This is a genomic window from Candidatus Accumulibacter similis (assembly GCA_013347225.1).
Classification (GTDB): Bacteria; Pseudomonadota; Gammaproteobacteria; order Burkholderiales; family Rhodocyclaceae; genus Accumulibacter; species Accumulibacter similis.
This window is the reverse complement of record CP054595.1, coordinates 3457608-3473895: the sequence shown is the minus strand read 5'-3', so window position 1 is coordinate 3473895 and position 16288 is coordinate 3457608. Positions and strand designations below refer to the sequence as shown.

The following is a 16288-nucleotide window of genomic DNA, read 5'->3' as shown; positions in this document are numbered from 1 at the left end:
GGTGGCGAGGCTGCTGCCACCGGCGAGCGAGGTGTTCGATGAACTCAGGGTTGCCGTCAGTCGGGATTCCGGTCGCGCCTCTGCGGGACGGCCGCTGCCCGGGACGGTTCGCCAGGGCCCATGCAAGGCGCAATCGCAGCGCCCATGGCACTGGTTCGCGGCCAGCCAGCCAGAGAAGCTGAAGGAGTTGCCGGAGGTCTTCATCGCCGAGGCGGACAGGCACCAGGTCTCCCCCGCTCGACAACTCGGTGCTGCCGTGCCTGCCGAGCCCTGGTCCGACCGGCACCGCCGGCCGTAGGACCTGCAGCTGCCGCGGCGTGAATGCCGGCATTCAGGTCGCCAACGCACCCGCGCTTCTCAATCGGGACTGCACGAGCACCGCCGCGGCCACGACAGCGGCCTCGATACGCACTCGCCGGTGGACGACCGGTACACGCTGCCGTTCCGCTTCACGGGCACCATCGACAGGCTGAGCTACAATGTTCGCCGCGAGCAGTTCAGCGCCGCTGGCCGCGACGAGTCGAGCCGCGTAGCGGTGGCGGCGCGCGACACGCCGCTGCGTTGGCGATTGCGGCAGCGCACTGGATGGCGTCGGCGGCCAGCGTGCCGGATGGTCGGCGTCCGGGACTGGCGAAGTCGCGCAGCGCGAGCGTCGGATTGGCCAGCACCACCGGTACTTCTGGCCGGTGTTCGTGCAACGGGGTCGCCGCCGCACGCCGCGGGCTGATGGGAACTTCCGCGCGCGGTGCGGTCGTCGCGTCGGTGCTGGTGCAAGCGGACCCGGCGCGCCACTGCCTCGCCCTGGCGCGACGCCGGTCATGGCCTCGAATGCGAGCGATGGGGTAGCGTCCGCCTGTCGCAGCGGCAATGGCGGCCTTCAGGAATCAGCAGCAAGGCCGCTACCGGATCCTGGAGGCAGAGCCTGTCGTGTCGCCGCGGGCAGGGGCATGCTCGGGCTGCCAGCAAGAACCAGAGCGAAAGGCGCAGGACCATGTCGTTGATCAACGTGTTTGCGAGATTCGGCAACCAGAAGATCTGGGTGCGCCTGATCGTCTCGATCAGTGCCATGACCATTGCGTCGTGGGCGGTCATGATCCTGTGGACTGCGCACGTCAGCGAAGAGGTGGCGATCGAACAGGCGCGGGATTTCGCGCGCAGCGCACACGACATGGTGCTCGCCGGGCTGACCGGAATGATGGTCACCGGCACGATCCCGCAGCGCGAGGTGTTCATTGACCAGATCAAGCAGTTGCCCAGCATCCGCGAGGTTCGGGTTCTGCGCGGCGAGGCGGTGAGCGGGCAGTTCGGCGCAGGGGCCGAGCAGGAACGCGAGCACGATGCGCTCGAGGCACAGGTGCTCGCCACCGGGCAGGAATATTCGGCAGTCGAGGTCAGCGCCGACGGCGAGGACGCACTGCGGGTCATTCGGCCTGCGCTGGCGCAGGAGAACTACCTGGGCAAGAACTGCCTCAACTGCCACGTCGTGCCGCAGGGCACCGTCCTCGGTGCCGTCAGCATGAAGGTCTCGCTGCAGAAGACGCAGGAGGCGGTTGCACGCCAGCGGATGCAGACCGTCCTGGCAGCGGTGCTTCTCACCTTGCCGATGCTGTTCGTCATCTTCCTCTTCATCCGCCGGGTGGTCACGCGACCGCTCGCGCAGGGGATGGAGGTGGCCCACGCCGTGGCAGCCGGCAAGCTCGACAACGAGATCGAGGTCGTCTCGAACGATGAAGTCGGCGACCTGCTGAAGACGATGAAGCGCATGCAGGAGCGTCTCAACGTCGTCCTGCAGGAAGTCGAGAGCTGCGGGCTGAGCATGGGGCAGTCGTCCTACCAGATCTCGTCGCTGTCGAACGAGATCTCGAAGGTGAGCCAGCAACAGCAGAGCCGTTCAGGCGAGGTCGATGGGGCGATGTCGCAGCTCGACGCAATCTCCCGGCAAGCGCTCGCGCAGGCGCTCGCCGCGGTCGAGCGCTCGAACGACGTCGAGGGCATGGCGCGCGCCGGGATCGCCAGCGTCGAGAGCAGCCTCGACGCGCTCGAGACCACCTCGGCCCGGGTCGCGCAGGTGTCGAGCGAAGTCCGCGATCTGCAGCAGTCTGCACGGGAGATCGACGACATCGCCACGTCGATCAAGGAAGTCGCCGGGCAGACGAACCTGCTGGCGCTGAATGCGGCCATCGAGGCGGCCCGTGCCGGCGAACAGGGGCGCGGCTTTGCGGTCGTGGCGGACGAGGTGCGCAAGCTCGCCGAACGCAGCAGCAAGTCCGCCGGGCGGGTCGGGACCATCATCGAGCATCTCTCCCGGCGGGTGGCGCAGGTCGTGTCGACCATGGACGCCCTGGTGGCATCGGTCGGCCAGACGCGCGAGGAGTCGCGCCGCATGGCCGCGACCATCGAGCGCATATCGAGCAACGTCGCGGAAACCGTGCGCGCGAACCAGAGCATCTCTACCGCCAGCACGCGGCAGCTCGATCAGTCGAGGTTGCTGCAGCAGACGCTCGATACGCTGTTCCAGACGTTGCGCGAGGCGAGCAGCAAGGTCGAGGTGACGGCCACGATCAGCGACGACCTGCGGTCGGTCGCCGCGCGCCTCAACGCGATCATGGCCAGGTTCTCATTCACCCACAGCCCGCTCATCGACAGGGCGCAGAACGAACAGCGTCGCGCTCCGCGATTGCCGAGCAGCCTGCGTGTCCTCGTCGAGCAGGGCGGGGAAGTCTTCGACGGCGTCACCAGCGACGTGTCGCTGGTCGGCGCGCGCCTGCGCCTCGCACGACCCGTCGATCCCAGCCAGACCGTCAGCCTGTCGATCTACCTGCCGGCGGAGGAGATGGCGCTCTACGAGCGGCAGATCCCCCTCAAGCTCAGCGGGCGGATCGCATGGAGTGAAGTCGCGACCAGTGGCGCCTGCCTCTGCGGCGTCGAGTTCTGCGGGCTCGACGAACAGCAGCGGACCGGCCTCGCCCGCTGCTTCGAGCACTTCGGCAAACAACCGGTGTTCTAGCTGACGCAGCGAAGTCGCTGTTGTGCGCCTGGCGCGGCTGCGAGCGGCCCCTCCGCGCTGCGGCGGAGGCGCCTGCCGCCACGGCGGGCACGAAGTCAGAGCAACGGACTCATCACCTGGATTGCGTTTTCAAGCAGCCGGCGCCAGAGCGGTCGGGCACGCCACTGCTCGAGTTGCATGGCGTGCGAGCGCGACTCGTACTGGCGCTGCAGTTCGCGCACTTCGGCCGAGAAGCGCTGGTCGTAGGCGATCAGCGACACCTCGAAGTTGAGCTCGAAACTGCGCAGGTCGAGGTTGACGGTGCCGAAGATCGTGATCTGCTCGTCGATCACCATGCTCTTGGTGTGCAGCAGCCCGTCGCGGAAGCGCAGCAGCGTGATGCCGGCGGCCAGCAGGTCGTCGTTGTAGGCATCGCTGGCGTAGCGCACGAGCCGCGAGTCGATCTTCTCCGGCACGATCAGTGTGACGGCCACCCCGCGCGTGGCGGCGGAGCGCAGGGCGGTGAACAGCGTCTCGCTGGGAACGAAGTAGGGGGTGGTGAGGACGATCTCGCGGCGCGCCGAGTAGATCGCCGTCAATAGTAGTTCCTCGATGTGGCGGGTGGAGGTCTGTGGTCCGGAGGGGAAGATCTGGACGCGGCAATTGTCGGTCAGCGAGAGGATCGGCGGTTCGGGCGGGGAGAAGTCATGGCCGGTCTGCAGCGCGGTCAGCGACAGCGAGACGGCTTCGAGGGCCCAGGCCGCTGGTCCCTCGATGCGGACCATGGCATCGACCCATTCACCGACGCCGGCGTCCTGCTTGAAGAAGCGTGGGTCGGCGATGTTCATGCTGCCCGTGTAGGCGACGCCGCGGTCGATGACGGCAATCTTGCGGTGGTCGCGCAGGTCGAGGCGGACGAAGAGGGCGCGCAGCGGATTCACCGGCAGGACCTCGATGACCTCGACGCCGGCCTCGCGCAGACGCTCGATCGCCGCGGAACGGAAGAACGGCCGGCTGCCCAGCGAATCCATCAGCGCCCGGCAGCTGACACCGCGTTCCGCGGCGTTGGCCAGCGCCGTCACCAGGTCTTCGACGAAGCCGCCGGGGTTCCAGATGTAGAACTCGAGGTGTACCGAACTGCGGGCAGCGTTGATGTCGGCGATCAGCGAACGGATGACCGTTTCGCTGTCGGCAAGCAGGCGCAGTCGGTGCCCGGCCATCACCGGCAGGCCAGCGAGACCGGTCGCGAGCCGGCTGATGCTCTCGGCGGCGCTGCTCAGGCTGCCCGATGGCACGATGTCGGTCGCCGGGATGCCTCGTGCCCAGCGCACGACCTGCGGCTGCAGGTTGATCGCACGCTGCATCCAGGTCCTGCCGAGACGTCTTTCGCCGATCAGGAGATACATCAGGGCGCCGATCGCCGGCACGAGAATGACCAGCAGCAACCATGCGAGCGCCGTTCCACGCGAACTGCGATGGGAGAAGATGCGCAGTGCGACAGCCACCGCCAACAGGATGTAGACGCCGTACAGGAAGCTGAGAAACATGCCGGCGAGTATGCGGCCGCGCTCCGCGGGCGGTCAAGGCGGATCGTTCGCCGAGCGTGCGTTTTCGCCGCTTCCGCCGCCTGGTCCGCCAATCCGCCGGGCAGGCGTCCCCTGCGTGTCGCCGGCGATGGCGACGGCCGTGGCAGGGCGGGACGATGACGGCTGACTGCTGCCGATCACCGGGAGGAGTATCGTCCGTGGCAAGTTCATCCGGCTTGCCAGACGCGCCGGGTGGCACGCCTGGCTGCCGGGTGTCCGGCACGTCGCTGCACGGGCAGCAGGCCGTGCCGGGCCGGGTCAGGGTTGCTGCCGGCGCCTTGCCATCCAGCCCACGAGCCCGAGGCCAGCCATCAACATGGCGTACGCTTCCGGCTCCGGTACCGGCGCGGTCGCATACAGGGCCGCGTTCGACGACGCCGTCAGGTTGTAGGTGATGACGTCGAGGTTGGTGCCGACACCGGCGTCGATCTTGTAGAAGGCCGTGCCATTCTCGCCGGTGCCGCCGCCACCGCGGTGGATGCCGATGTAGGTGATCCCGTTCAGCGGCGTGCTGAAGTTGATCGAGGTCGCGCCGCTGAGCGGGGTGAGCTTCTCGAGCCAAGTGCCGCCGGTGCCGGGCAGGCCGAGGCTGGCGAGGATCTGGTCAACGTAGCCCAGGTCGGTGGGATTGTTGCTGATCAGATTGCCCGCGTAGTAGCCGGCACAGCTGATGAACGAAGCGCCGCTGATGTCGCCGCTGCTGCAGGCAGGCGCGACCAAAGGCGGCAGCGCGGCATGGGCCGAGCTGCCGATGAGTCCGAGGACGGCCACGCTTGCGGCAGCAAGCGAGGACTTGGCAAGGTGCGAAAATGACATGGAACCCTCCGTATGGTATGGAACAATTGGATCGAACGCGCTTCAGGGATTGAAGCGGGCCGTTCGCGGGAATGTATAAGCAAATGTGATGCCAGTTCATAAGTCACAGTTATTACATGCTTTTCTTTCTTCCACTTGGTCGACCTGTCAAATTTGCCGACACCGTGCGGATCCGACGCGGCAAGAATGGCTTTCCGGGTCCATCGCTCGGGCTTGGCGAATGCTCTGTCTTCCGGTCGTGGGACACTGGCAAACGGGCGCGTGCCGTTCGCCGCTCGACAAGCCGCTGGCGATTGGCAGCGGCCGACTGGCTCCCCGGAGCATCGTGCTTGTGGTATCGTCTCGGCCGCGTTCGCTGGCAGTCTTGCCATGGGGCCTGGCTGGACGGTGTGCAGGCCTCGCCGCGAGCGACTTCGATGACTGGCCACGTTCTGCGGAGCCTGCATGACGCCCGAAGTCAGCCTCTTCATCAGCCTGTTCACCACCCTGCTGGCGATCATCAACCCGCTCGAGGCGATTCCGGTCTATCTCGGGCTGATCGACGGCAAACCGGCCGACGAGCAGAGGCGAGTGGCGCGGCAGGCCTGCCTGTACGCGCTGCTGCTCAGCTTCTTCTTCCTGCTCTTCGGCACGCTCCTGCTGCGCGTCTTCGACGTGCCACTGAGCATGGTGCGGGTGGTCGGCGGCGTCATCCTGACGCGTGTCGGGTTCGAGCTCTTCAACCCGCCCGCTTCCGGTGGCATCATCCCGCGCGGCAACGACGACGACGGCAATATCGCCTTCGTGCCGCTGGCGATGCCGATCATGTTCGGCCCCGGCGCGATCGCGACGCTGATCAGCATGGCGTCGACGATCAAGCAGTCGCCCGGCGAACTGATGCACTTCGTGGCCGCCAGTGCGGCGATCGTCGCCTGCATGGCGATGACCTGGCTCTCGCTGACCTACGCCAAGCCGATCCTGCGCCGCATTGGCCGGCAGGGGATCGACGCGGCGACGCGCATCGTCGGCTTCTTTGTCGCAGCAATGGGAATGGGGTTGATCTTCCATGGCGCGGTCGAGTTCCTGCAGCCCTACCAGGCGGCGGCGAGGGTGGCAATCGCGCCGTGAACGGGTTATCCTTGCCGCGGCGGTTCTGCCGGAGGGCGGTCAAGGCGGGGCCCGTCTCCTTGCAACGGCTCTTGTTCGGAGGGAATGCATGAGATCCTGGAAACTCGCAGTGCCGATCGGCGCACTCGCCCTGGCGGGCTGCGTCTCGCAGCAGACTTACGATCAGCAGGTGCAGCAGACGCAGAAGACGGTGGCGCTCGAACAACAGTATCTGGCGCTGAACCAGCAACTGCGGACCGAGATCGCCGCTGATCAGGTGCAGATCCGGCAGCTCAGCGATCGCCTGGTGGTCACCTTCGTCGACGAGATCCTCTTCGCCTCGGGCAGCGCCGAGATGCATGCCAAGGGCCGCGGTACGCTTGCCCAGGCGGTACCGACGCTGGCTGCCCTCAGCGGTCACTGGATCAGCGTCCAGGGCTACACCGACAGCGAGCCGATCGGCCCCGCGCTGCGCGGCCGCTACCCGACGAACTGGGATCTGTCGGCGGCGCGAGCCGTCGACGTGGTCCGCTACCTGCAGGCGCAGGGAGTCGATCCGACGAATCTCGTCGCCGCCGGCTATGGGCAGTACCAGCCGGTGGCGCCGAACGATACGGCACAGGGCCGGGCGAAGAACCGGCGCATCGAAGTCGTTCTGCGCGTCAAGTGATCCACCGGGCTGCCTGCAGCCGCTGGTCGGCGCTCGCGGCCTGTTGCAGCCCTTGAGCGAGTGAGGGGGAGGGAAGTGATGCGGGACAGCCAACAGGCCGCCGGACGGCGGCGCTTGAGCAATCGGGCGCGACGGCTGGCGATGGTCGCGAGCCTGCTCGTGGTCGCCGTTGGCGAGGCCGGTGCCGGCGGCCTCAGCCTCTACGAGGTCGGGACTGCGGATGTCGGCCTGGCTTCGGCGGGCTATGGCGCGCGTGCGCAGGATGCGTCGACGGTGCTCACCAATCCGGCCGGAATGACCCGTCTGGCGGGAACGCAGGTGCTGGCGGCGGCACAACTGCTCTACGGCGACGTCGATTTCTCGCGCGGTTCGGGCACCTCGCCGGAATTGGGCCGCAACGAGGGCGGCAACCCGATCGGCTGGTTTCCCGGCGGCAGCTTCTTCATCACGCAGCAGGTTTCGCCCGACCTGACCGTCGGCTTCGGTACCGCCGGCAACTTCGGTCTGGCGGTGAAGTACGATACGAGCTGGCTGGGCCGTTACTACGGGCAGGAGGGCACGCTGATCGGCCTGTCGCTCTTGCCCTCGGTCGCCTACAAGGTGAATGACCGGCTCTCGCTCGGCGCGACGGTCAACGCGATGTTCGGCATCATGAAGCAGCAGGTGGCGATCAACAATCCCGGCGCTCCGGGCCGCGCCGACGGCCGGCTCGAGCTGAGCGATCGCGAATGGGGTTGGGGCTTGAATCTGGGGCTTCTTTACGAGGTCGACCCGGCGACCCGGCTCGGCCTGACGTGGAATTCGCAGGTCAAGCTCGACTTCTCGGCGCGTCCCGATTTTTCCGGACTGTCGCCGGTCCTTGCGGCAGCTCTGGCGAGCCGCGGAGCGTTGCGCGCCAACCTCGATCTCGGCATCCACGTGCCGCAGGGGGTGATGGCCAGCGCTTTCCACCAGGTGAACGACCAGTGGGCGGTGCTCGGCAGCGTCGGCTGGCAGCAGTGGTCGAAGTTCGGCGAGGTGGATATCGGCATCTCGGACACCAACAATCCGGCCAGCCTGACGACCGACCTCGATTTCAAGGACACCTGGCACGTCGCGCTCGGCGGCCAGTACCGCATCTCGCAGCCGTGGCTGCTGAATTTCGGCGTTGCCTACGACTCGGCCTTCCAGAGCGGCGACATCCAGTCACCGCTGCTGCCGGCCAACAGCGCCTGGCGATTCGGCATCGGCGTGCAGAACGAGGTCGACCGCTCCTTCAACTGGGGGCTTTCGGCCGAGTACGTCTATGGTGGCACGCTCGACCTGCAGAAGAACGGTGAGCTGCCGGTCCGTCTCGGCGGCCGCGGCGACGTGGACGGCGCTTACCGGAACACCGGCGTGCTGTTCATGGCCGCCAACCTCAACTGGAAGTTCTGATGCCGGACGGCGATGAGGCCGCCGGTCGGAATGACGAATGGAGAAATGACATGAAGAAAATCCTTCCCGCCGTTCTGGTGGTTGCTGCGGCGGCCGCCGGCGGCTACGCATGGGCACAGCAGTATCCGCTTCTCGACATGGTTGCCGGCCGGGTCGTCCAGAAGTACCAGCAATCGAGCTGCCAGGAACTGTGGGTGCAGCGGTCGGAGCCGAAATCGCCGCGCGAGCAGGAGGTGCTGCAGATGTTGCGCAATGATCCGGCGCTGCGCACCGAGTTCATCAATCGCGTGGCGGCGCCGATCGCCAACAGGATGTTCGAATGTGGCATGATTCCCTGAGCGGGCGCGCCCCGGCCATTGCCGGCGGGGTGGTTTCCTCGCGCTGGTTTCCTTCTTGCGGAGAGAGTCGATGATCGATCTTCACCATCTGGGGCGGCGGGCCGCGATGCTTGTTGCCGGGTTCTTTCTCGCCGCCGGGATGCAGGCACAGGCGGCCGATGCCGCGGGCGGCAAGGGGGCCAAACCGGCCAAGGCCGCCCCACCGACGAGTTCGACGGCCGCTCCCGCGGCTGCCGTCAAACCGATTCTCGAACAGCGCGCCCTGGATCTGCTGAAGGCGATGAGCGACCGACTGATGGCGGCACGTTCGCTGTCATTCACGGCGCAGGTCACCTATGAGCATCCGAGCCGTCTCGGTCCGCCGCTGGCGTTCATGACCATGTCCGAGGTGCTGATGCAGCGCCCCGACCGGCTGCGCGTGCTGACCCTCGGCGATGGTCCGGCCTCTGAGTTCTACCTCGACGGCAAGACGATGACCGCCTATTCGCCGGCCGAGAACTTCGCTGCCGTGGCGGCCGCACCGGCGACGATCGACGAGGCGTTGAAAGTGGCATTCCGGGATGCCGGCATCTACTTCCCGTTTGCCGACGTGCTGCTCGCCGATCCCTACGCCAGCCTCACCGCCGGTCTGGTGAACGCGTTCCTCGTTGGCCAGTCGAAGGTCGTCGGCGGGACGACGACGCAAGTGGTGGCCTTTGCCAACAACGAGGTCTTCATGCAGGTCTGGATCGGTACCGAAGACAAGCTGCCGCGAATGATGCGGGCGGTTTACCGACGTGACCCGTTGCGCCAGCGCCATCAGATGGAGTTGTCGAACTGGAAGGTCGACCCGGTGGTGGCAGCGACCGACTTCGCCACGGCGAAGTCGGCCACCGCTGTGGCCATCCCGTTTGCCCATCCGGCAGCGAAGCCGGCAGCCGCGGCAGCGGCCAGATCGCAGTAAGGAGACGAAGGCATGAAGAGGATGATCATCGCTCTGGCTGGCCTCGCCAGCGGCGTGTTGCTGGTTGGCGAGGCGGCAGCCTGGGGTAGTGCCAACCGCTTTGGCGGCAGCACCGAGCACGTCGCTGGCGTCGGCACCGAGCACACGAATGCCTGGGGTGGCAGTACGGAGCATGCCTTCGGCGGCGGCACCGAGCACACCAACGCCTATGGCGGCAGCACCGCCGGTCGCTATGGTGAGGGCGTCGAGCACACCAACGTGGATGGCGGCACGACCGCCGCGCGCTACGGCGACGGCGCCTATCATGTCGCCCCCGACGGGGCTGCAGCGTATCGCCCGCCGGCTCCCTATTACCCGTATCATCCGCCGGCAGCGGTGGCGTACTACCCGGCGGCCGGCTGCGCTGGCTGTGCAGCGGCGGCAGGCGCCGTCGTCGGCGTCGCCGCGGGCGCCGCGGTCGTTTCGGCCAACAGCGCAGCGGCGACGGGCAACGCATATGCTTCGGGCTACGCTGCCGGCAGCGCGACGACGGCAGCAGCCTATGCCATGGGAGCCAACTACGCCTCGCTGCCGCCCGGGGCGACGTCGGTGCAGAAATACGGCACGACGTACTTCATCGTCGGCAATACCTGGTTCCTGCCCGCCTATGGCGCGAACGGCGTCTATTATCGCGTCGTGCCCGCGCCATGATGGGAGCACCGGCACCCGCTGGAGTCGAATGATGGACCATCGCAAGCAGTTCGTGGTCAGGCCGGGTGACAAGCTCAGCCTGGCCGGGATCGATCCGTCCTACAGCGGGGCACACGCTTCGGGCGAGGCCGCGCTGCCGGAAATCCAGAGGAACGTGGCGCGCATGGACGAGTTGCAGGCGCTGCTCTACGCCGATGGCAACCAGTCGCTGCTCGTCGTCCTGCAGGCGCTCGATGCTGCCGGCAAGGATGGCGTCGTTCGCCACCTGTTCAGCGGCATGAACCCGCAGGGCACGCGCGTCTTCGGCTTCAAGCAGCCGAGTGCCGAAGAGGCGGCGCATGACTTCCTCTGGCGCGCGCACCAGCGGACGCCGGCGAAGGGCGAGGTCGTCGTCTTCAACCGCTCGCACTATGAGGATGTGCTCGTCGTCCGCGTGCACAATCTTGTGCCGAAGGCGGTCTGGTCGAAGCGCTTTGCGCTGATCAACGACTTCGAGAAGATGCTCGCGCAGAACGGTACACGCATCCTCAAGTTCTTCCTGCACATCAGCCCCGAAGAGCAACTGGCCCGCTTCCGGCAGCGGCTCGACGACCCGGCGCGCAACTGGAAGATCAGCGAGTCGGACTATTCGGAACGCGAGTTGTGGTCGGACTACGTCACCGCTTACGAGGAGGCGCTGAGCAGGACCAGTACCAAGGATGCGCCGTGGTACGTCATCCCGGCCAACCACAAGTGGTTTCGCAACCTCGCCATCTCGCAGATCATCGTCGACACGATGGAAGGGATGGGACTCCAGACGCCGCCGACGCGCGTGAACCTGCAGGAAATCGCTGCCAAGTATCACGCCGCCGAGGCGGCGCAAGAGAAGCGTTCGGGCAAGCCGGGGAAGCGCGCCGCCAAGGCGTAGGTGGCAGGCGCTGGCCGGGACTACTCGAAGTCCGCGGGACGGCGGCGGCGGGCCGACTGCCGGCAACATCCTCGACGTCGAATCTGGTCCCGGCCGGCGTGTAGCGGAACCGCTTGCCACGCTGCGACGCCGGCGTCACCGCCACGGTCGTGATCGTGTTCGCAAGCACCTGAACGTCAGCGAACTGCTGCGCGCGCCGTATCTGCGCTACGTCGATGACTTCGCGCTGTGCGCCGACGATCCGGCGCTAATGGCGCAGTGGTGGCAGGCGATCGCCGGCCACCTCGAAGGGCGGCCGCTCGTGTTGCATCCGGGCAGGATCCTCATCGCGCCGACCGCGGCGCAGCGACCTTTCTCGGTTACGTGCTCGAAGCGGGTGGCCGCCGGCACCTGACCGAAGAGAACCTGCGCCGCTTCCGCAACCGGCTGCGCGGTCTGCGCGACCGCTGGCGGGCGGGCGCGGTGGACGAGGCAGAGATCGAGCAGCGCGTGTCGTCGTGGATCGCCCACGCCGCGCACGCCGATACGTGGCGCCTGCGCCACGCCCTCCTTCGCGGCGGCTGGTTCGACCCGTCGCGGGAGCCTGACGGCCCGCCTGTCGGGCGCGTGCTGCGCGGCGGTTCGTGGAACAACAGACCGCAGAACGCACGCTCGGCCCAACGCTACAGGAACGACACGACGAACCGGAACGACAACAACGGGTTCCGTCTGGCCAGTGCGCTTCCCATCGCCGGAGCCGACGCATCCACGGATGCGCGGGTGTGCATGGAAGCATCCACGGGTCGTCATGATGAGTGCCGTATCCCGCCCCCGTCTTGCCGGGCAACCGGGACGGGGGCGGAGCCTCTGGCCGGCGCCCGGCGGGCGGCTCCTGGGCGCCGCGTTGTTCACCCTGATTCCGTTCCCGGCAGCGAGTACCCGACCGCCGGCGCGCAACCGTACTTTGACGTGCTGGGCAGGGCCGCCGGTGCCCCCGGCAAGGGCCATTGCAGCCTCGACTACCACGGCTGGCATCTGATCGCGCTTCCACGAGGCCAGCCAGTTCCTGCGCCAGGCGCGCAGTCAACGCCAGCAGTCCAGAACTTCGACTCGCCGAGCGTCGGGCCCGAAGGGCAGCGCGATCGGCTGCGAGACCTTCTTGACGATGGGTGGCAAGGGCGGAGATACTGCGCCGCGCGGGAGAAGCGCACGGACAAGCCGGCAAAGCATGCCGCCAAGCCTGGTATGGCAGCCATCGGCGGCGCTGTGACCGGCAGCGTGCGGGGCGCTGGCCGTTCGACAGGTTGCCTTCGGGCCCAGCCCACATCGATTGCGAGGGGACGATGACACAGGAAAGCGCAGGACGGCGCTTGCGGCTGCCGCTTCTGCAGGGGGTTCTGCCGGTCGATCGCGCCGGCTTGACGCGCGACGTCCTGGCCGGATTGACCCTCGCCGCGCTCGCCATTCCGGGCACGATGGGTTACACCAAGATCATCGGCACGCCGGTGATCACCGGGCTATACACCATCCTCATCCCGATGGCGCTGTTCGCCCTGTTCGGGTCGTCACGGCATCTGTCGGTGGGCGCCGATTCGGCGACGGCGGCGGTGGTCGCCGCCGGTCTTGCCGGCATGGCCGTGCGCGGCTCGAACGAGTGGCTGGCGCTGTGCAGTCTGCTGGCGCTGATGGCCGGGGTTCTGATGTTCGCGGCGAGAGTCTTGCGGCTCGGTTTCCTCGCCGATTTTCTGTCGCGCACGGTTCTCGTCGGCTTCCTCACCGGCGTCGGCGTACAGGTGGCGCTGCTCGAGGTGTCGGGCATGCTCGGCCTGCAGCGAACGAGCAACGATCCGCTGCTGGAGATCGTCCGTGATCTGCGGCTGATCGGCGAGAGCAACGCTTACGCGGTGTGCGTTTCGCTCGCGGTGCTGGCGGTGATCCTCGGCTGCCGGCGAATCTCCGACCGAGTGCCCGGCGGGTTGATCGCCGTCGTCACCGCCATCGGCATCAGTTGGGCGCTGGGTCTCGATGCCCACCTCGAAACGCTCGGTGCCGTCCCGAGCGGTTTGCCGACGCTCGGTCTGCCGCATGTCGAATGGAACTGGCCGCTGCTGCAGAAGCTGCTGCCGATCGCCTTCGCCTGCTTCGTCGTCATTCTGGCGCAGAGCGCCGCCACCTCGCGCGCCTACGCCGCCAAGTACAACGATCCCTTCGATGCCAACGTCGACATGGTCGGGCTTGGCATGGCCAACCTCGGCGCCGGTCTGTCGGGGACCTTCATCGTCAATGGCAGCCCGACCAACACCGCGATGGTCGACGGCGGAGGCGGCCGCAGCCAGGTCGCGCAACTGACGACCTGCGTTCTCGTGCTGCTGGTGCTGCTGTTCCTGACCGGACCACTGGCGCATCTGCCGACCGCGGTCCTGTCGGCGATCGTCTTCCTGGTGGCGGCGCGAATGATCGACATCAAGGGCATGCGCCGAATCTACGCCGTTGCACGGGCCGAGTTCTGGGTGGCGTTGCTGACCGCCGCGACGGTCGTCGTCGTCGGCGTCGAGCAGGGGATCCTGCTCGCCATGGTCCTGTCGCTGATCGACCACGTCCGCCGCGGTTACCGGGGAACGAACCTGGTGATCGTCGCCGACAAGAAGAAGCGTGGCTGGCAGACCGTGCCGCTCGACGAACCACAGGCGATCTCGCCCGGGCTGCTGGTCTACCTCTTCAGCCACAGCCTGTACTACGCCAACGCCGGGCAGTTCGCCGAAGAGATCCTGCGGCTGGCCAGGAACGGGACGCAGCCGCCGCTGCGCTGGTTGTGCGTCGAGGCGGCTGCGATCGGTGATGTCGACTTCTCGGCTGCCGCGATGCTGCGGGATACTGCCGCTCTGTTGCAGCAGCAGGGAATCCGGCTGCTGTTCGCCAATGTTTCGGCGCCGGTGCGCAGCCAGTTCGATTGCTACGGAGTCACCGAGGCGATCGGCGCCGATGCGATCTGCGGATCGATCCACGCAGTGGTCGTCGCCTGCGAGCAGGCGGCAGGTGTACCAGCGGAGGCACCGGAGGTACAGGCAGGCCAGGCAGGCCAGGCAGGCGACGACGCGGCAAAGGCCTGATTGCCGCCGCCGAGCAGCCAGCGGTACCGAAGGGTTCCTGCCGGCCGCTGCTGCGAGCAAGGGATGCGCCCCCGGGGATGCCCATCGCGGTCCTCGCCGCCGCTTTCGCTGCAGGCGACAGCGGCGCAGGTATTTCTTGACGACCTTCGACGCCATGCATAGGATGCCCGGATTGCCGGTGGCCCGGCCATTTTGATGAGGACTGATCCCATGAAACTGCACCATATCCTGCTGGGCAGCATGATCACCCTGTCGCTGCTGTCCGGCGGTGCCGTGGCGGCTGATGACAAGGCCGCGAAACAGGCCGAGATTCGCCAGGTGACGCAGGCTGCGCTGGCGAAGTTCTACGCCGCGCAACCGGATCTCAAGGCCAAGGTGGAGAAGGCACCAGGTTACGCCGTGTTCACCACCTACGGACTGAGCTTCCTCGTCGGTGGTGCCGGTGGCAAGGGTCTGGCGCACAACAACCGGAGCGGCAAGGACACGTACATGTCGATGGCACAGGCGAGTGCCGGCGCCGAGATCGGCCTCGCGGAGAGCGAGACCCTGATCATCTTCGCCTCTGCCAAGTCACTTGACTGGTTCGTCAGCAAGGGCTGGGAAGGTGGCGGTGGCGGTGGCATGCAGGCGGGTGCGAGCGGCAAGTCGGCTGGCGTCGCTGGTGGCGGTGGCCCCGGCAGCGCCTATTACACGCTGACGAAGAACGGCCTGCAGGCAGGGGTCGCTGTGCGCGGCACCAAGTTCTGGCAGGACCAGGATCTGAACTAGCCGGTCGTTCACGCTGCGGAGACTGAGGGGAGGGCGGCAATGCATCGCGCGCGTGCAGCCGCCTGTCGGAGGTTCCGGTGGTTCCCCGCCCTCGTCGCCGGCAGCGTCGCCGGCAGCCTGGCGTGCGCGCAGGAAATCGAGCCGCGCGCCTATTCGAACGCGCCGGTCGGCGTCAACTTCCTGATCGCCGGCTATGCCTACACCGCCGGGGCCGTCCCCTTCGACGGCGCACTGCCGGTCAGCAACGCCGAACTCAGGACATCGAACGCCGTTTTCGCCTACGCCCGGGTTCTCGATCTCTGGGGCATGTCGGCCAAGTTCGACGCCATCCTTCCCTACAGCTGGCTGTCGGGAAACGCCCATGTGCGCGGCGAGCCGGTCGAGCGCATCGTCGACGGGCTGGCGGATCCGCGTTTTCGCCTGTCGGTCAACCTCTGCGGTGCACCCGCCCTGTCGCTGCGCGAGTTCAGGGATTACGAGCAGGATCTGATCATCGGTGCCAGCCTGCAGGTGTCGGCGCCTGCCAGCCAGTACGACTCGACGCGGGTGGTCAACATCGGCACCAATCGCTGGTCTTTCAAGCCGGAAGTGGGCATTTCAAAGGCGAACGGTCGGTGGACGCTGGAGTCGCAGGCGGCAGTGACCCTGTTCACCGAAAACCGCGACTTCTTTGGCGGCAACAGGCGGCAGCAGGATCCCATCTACTCGTTGCAGGGGCACGCCATCTACAGTCTTCCTGCGGGCATCTGGGCGTCGCTGGACGTGACCTATTTCACTGGCGGTCGGACGACGATCGATGGTGTCGAGAACTCGGATCTGCAGCAGAACTGGCGGCTGGGAGCGACGCTCGCACTACCCGTCGATGTCAACAATTCCGTCAAGTTCTATGCCAGCAGCGGCGTCTCGTCGCGGACCGGCAACGACTACGACCTGATCGGCATCGCCTGGCAGTACCGCTGGGGCGGCGGCCTGTGACACGGCAGCAGCGGGCCG

The 16288-nt window shown here is 67.1% G+C and carries 16 protein-coding genes; 12 read left to right on the top strand and 4 right to left on the bottom strand.

The features are described 5' to 3' along the window. The first annotated feature begins 1 nt into the window (after position 1). On the top strand, positions 2–298 hold the full coding sequence (locus tag HT579_15160) for a hypothetical protein (protein ID QKS30144.1): 297 nt from the start codon (positions 2–4) through the stop codon (positions 296–298). 199 nt (positions 299–497) lie between these two features. Here the strand turns inward: HT579_15160 and HT579_15155 are convergent, their stop codons facing one another. Continuing rightward, the gene (locus tag HT579_15155; protein ID QKS30143.1) at positions 498–698 is read right to left on the bottom strand and encodes a hypothetical protein; all 201 of its coding nucleotides are present in this window, start codon (positions 696–698) and stop codon (positions 498–500) included. Between the two features lie 293 nt (positions 699–991). Between HT579_15155 and HT579_15150 the strand changes: the two genes are divergently transcribed. Continuing rightward, positions 992–3007: a methyl-accepting chemotaxis protein gene (locus HT579_15150; GenBank protein QKS30142.1), complete on the top strand. Its 2016-nt coding sequence runs from the start codon at positions 992–994 to the stop codon at positions 3005–3007. A gap of 95 nt (positions 3008–3102) precedes the next feature. Here the strand turns inward: HT579_15150 and cls are convergent, their stop codons facing one another. Continuing rightward, on the bottom strand, positions 3103–4533 hold the full coding sequence (gene cls, locus HT579_15145; protein ID QKS30141.1) for a cardiolipin synthase: 1431 nt from the start codon (positions 4531–4533) through the stop codon (positions 3103–3105). Positions 4534–4830: 297 nt separating this feature from the next. Then, positions 4831–5388: a PEP-CTERM sorting domain-containing protein gene (locus HT579_15140; protein ID QKS30140.1), complete on the bottom strand. Its 558-nt coding sequence runs from the start codon at positions 5386–5388 to the stop codon at positions 4831–4833. 444 nt (positions 5389–5832) lie between these two features. On the opposite strand from HT579_15140, the gene HT579_15135 reads away from it, so the two are divergent. From HT579_15135 to HT579_15105, 7 genes are all read left to right on the top strand, one after another. After that, on the top strand, positions 5833–6495 hold the full coding sequence (locus tag HT579_15135; GenBank protein QKS30139.1) for a MarC family protein: 663 nt from the start codon (positions 5833–5835) through the stop codon (positions 6493–6495). Beyond that, positions 6434–7144, top strand: a complete 711-nt coding sequence (locus HT579_15130; GenBank protein ID QKS30138.1) for a flagellar motor protein MotB — start codon at positions 6434–6436, stop codon at positions 7142–7144. The genes HT579_15135 and HT579_15130 overlap by 62 nt, the downstream gene beginning before the upstream one ends. Positions 7145–7222: 78 nt before the next feature. Next, positions 7223–8560 carry an outer membrane protein transport protein gene (locus HT579_15125; GenBank protein ID QKS30137.1) on the top strand — a complete coding sequence of 446 codons (1338 nt, stop codon included), beginning with the start codon at positions 7223–7225 and terminating at the stop codon, positions 8558–8560. Between the two features lie 50 nt (positions 8561–8610). Then, a complete protein-coding gene (locus HT579_15120; GenBank protein ID QKS30136.1) occupies positions 8611–8898 on the top strand; it encodes a hypothetical protein in 288 nt (95 codons plus the stop codon). Between the two features lie 70 nt (positions 8899–8968). Continuing rightward, positions 8969–9841 carry a DUF2092 domain-containing protein gene (locus tag HT579_15115; GenBank protein ID QKS30135.1) on the top strand — a complete coding sequence of 291 codons (873 nt, stop codon included), beginning with the start codon at positions 8969–8971 and terminating at the stop codon, positions 9839–9841. A gap of 12 nt (positions 9842–9853) precedes the next feature. Beyond that, positions 9854–10531: a hypothetical protein gene (locus HT579_15110; protein QKS30134.1), complete on the top strand. Its 678-nt coding sequence runs from the start codon at positions 9854–9856 to the stop codon at positions 10529–10531. Between the two features lie 31 nt (positions 10532–10562). Continuing rightward, the gene (locus tag HT579_15105) at positions 10563–11438 is read left to right on the top strand and encodes a polyphosphate kinase 2 family protein (GenBank protein QKS31657.1); all 876 of its coding nucleotides are present in this window, start codon (positions 10563–10565) and stop codon (positions 11436–11438) included. Between the two features lie 207 nt (positions 11439–11645). On the opposite strand, the gene HT579_15100 is transcribed toward HT579_15105, so the two are convergent. Then, positions 11646–11981, bottom strand: a complete 336-nt coding sequence (locus HT579_15100) for a hypothetical protein (GenBank protein ID QKS30133.1) — start codon at positions 11979–11981, stop codon at positions 11646–11648. Between the two features lie 779 nt (positions 11982–12760). On the opposite strand from HT579_15100, the gene HT579_15095 reads away from it, so the two are divergent. The 3 genes from HT579_15095 to HT579_15085 all read left to right on the top strand — a co-directional run bounded on the left by HT579_15095 (position 12761) and on the right by HT579_15085 (position 16270). Beyond that, positions 12761–14527 (top strand): SulP family inorganic anion transporter, encoded by a 1767-nt coding sequence (locus HT579_15095; protein ID QKS30132.1) that lies wholly within the window; start codon positions 12761–12763, stop codon positions 14525–14527. Between the two features lie 210 nt (positions 14528–14737). Further along, positions 14738–15295 carry a hypothetical protein gene (locus HT579_15090; protein ID QKS30131.1) on the top strand — a complete coding sequence of 186 codons (558 nt, stop codon included), beginning with the start codon at positions 14738–14740 and terminating at the stop codon, positions 15293–15295. A 39-nt stretch (positions 15296–15334) separates the two neighbouring features. Further along, positions 15335–16270, top strand: a complete 936-nt coding sequence (locus HT579_15085) for a transporter (GenBank protein QKS30130.1) — start codon at positions 15335–15337, stop codon at positions 16268–16270. The last annotated feature ends 18 nt before the right edge of the window (positions 16271–16288 follow it).

Bases quoted from the DNA above. Each gene is read 5' to 3' on its own strand.
- HT579_15090 (QKS30131.1), top strand. From the start codon at position 14,738: ATGAAACTGCACCATATCCTGCTGGGCAGCATGATCACCCTGTCGCTG.
- HT579_15120 (QKS30136.1), top strand. From the start codon at position 8,611: ATGAAGAAAATCCTTCCCGCCGTTCTGGTGGTTGCTGCGGCGGCCGCC.
- HT579_15135 (QKS30139.1), top strand. From the start codon at position 5,833: ATGACGCCCGAAGTCAGCCTCTTCATCAGCCTGTTCACCACCCTGCTG.
- HT579_15140 (QKS30140.1), bottom strand. From the start codon at position 5,388: ATGTCATTTTCGCACCTTGCCAAGTCCTCGCTTGCTGCCGCAAGCGTG.
- HT579_15110 (QKS30134.1), top strand. From the start codon at position 9,854: ATGAAGAGGATGATCATCGCTCTGGCTGGCCTCGCCAGCGGCGTGTTG.
- HT579_15105 (QKS31657.1), top strand. From the start codon at position 10,563: ATGGACCATCGCAAGCAGTTCGTGGTCAGGCCGGGTGACAAGCTCAGC.
- HT579_15095 (QKS30132.1), top strand. From the start codon at position 12,761: ATGACACAGGAAAGCGCAGGACGGCGCTTGCGGCTGCCGCTTCTGCAG.
- HT579_15150 (QKS30142.1), top strand. From the start codon at position 992: ATGTCGTTGATCAACGTGTTTGCGAGATTCGGCAACCAGAAGATCTGG.
- HT579_15115 (QKS30135.1), top strand. From the start codon at position 8,969: ATGATCGATCTTCACCATCTGGGGCGGCGGGCCGCGATGCTTGTTGCC.
- cls (QKS30141.1), bottom strand. From the start codon at position 4,533: ATGTTTCTCAGCTTCCTGTACGGCGTCTACATCCTGTTGGCGGTGGCT.
- HT579_15130 (QKS30138.1), top strand. From the start codon at position 6,434: ATGGCGCGGTCGAGTTCCTGCAGCCCTACCAGGCGGCGGCGAGGGTGG.
- HT579_15085 (QKS30130.1), top strand. From the start codon at position 15,335: ATGCATCGCGCGCGTGCAGCCGCCTGTCGGAGGTTCCGGTGGTTCCCC.
- HT579_15125 (QKS30137.1), top strand. From the start codon at position 7,223: ATGCGGGACAGCCAACAGGCCGCCGGACGGCGGCGCTTGAGCAATCGG.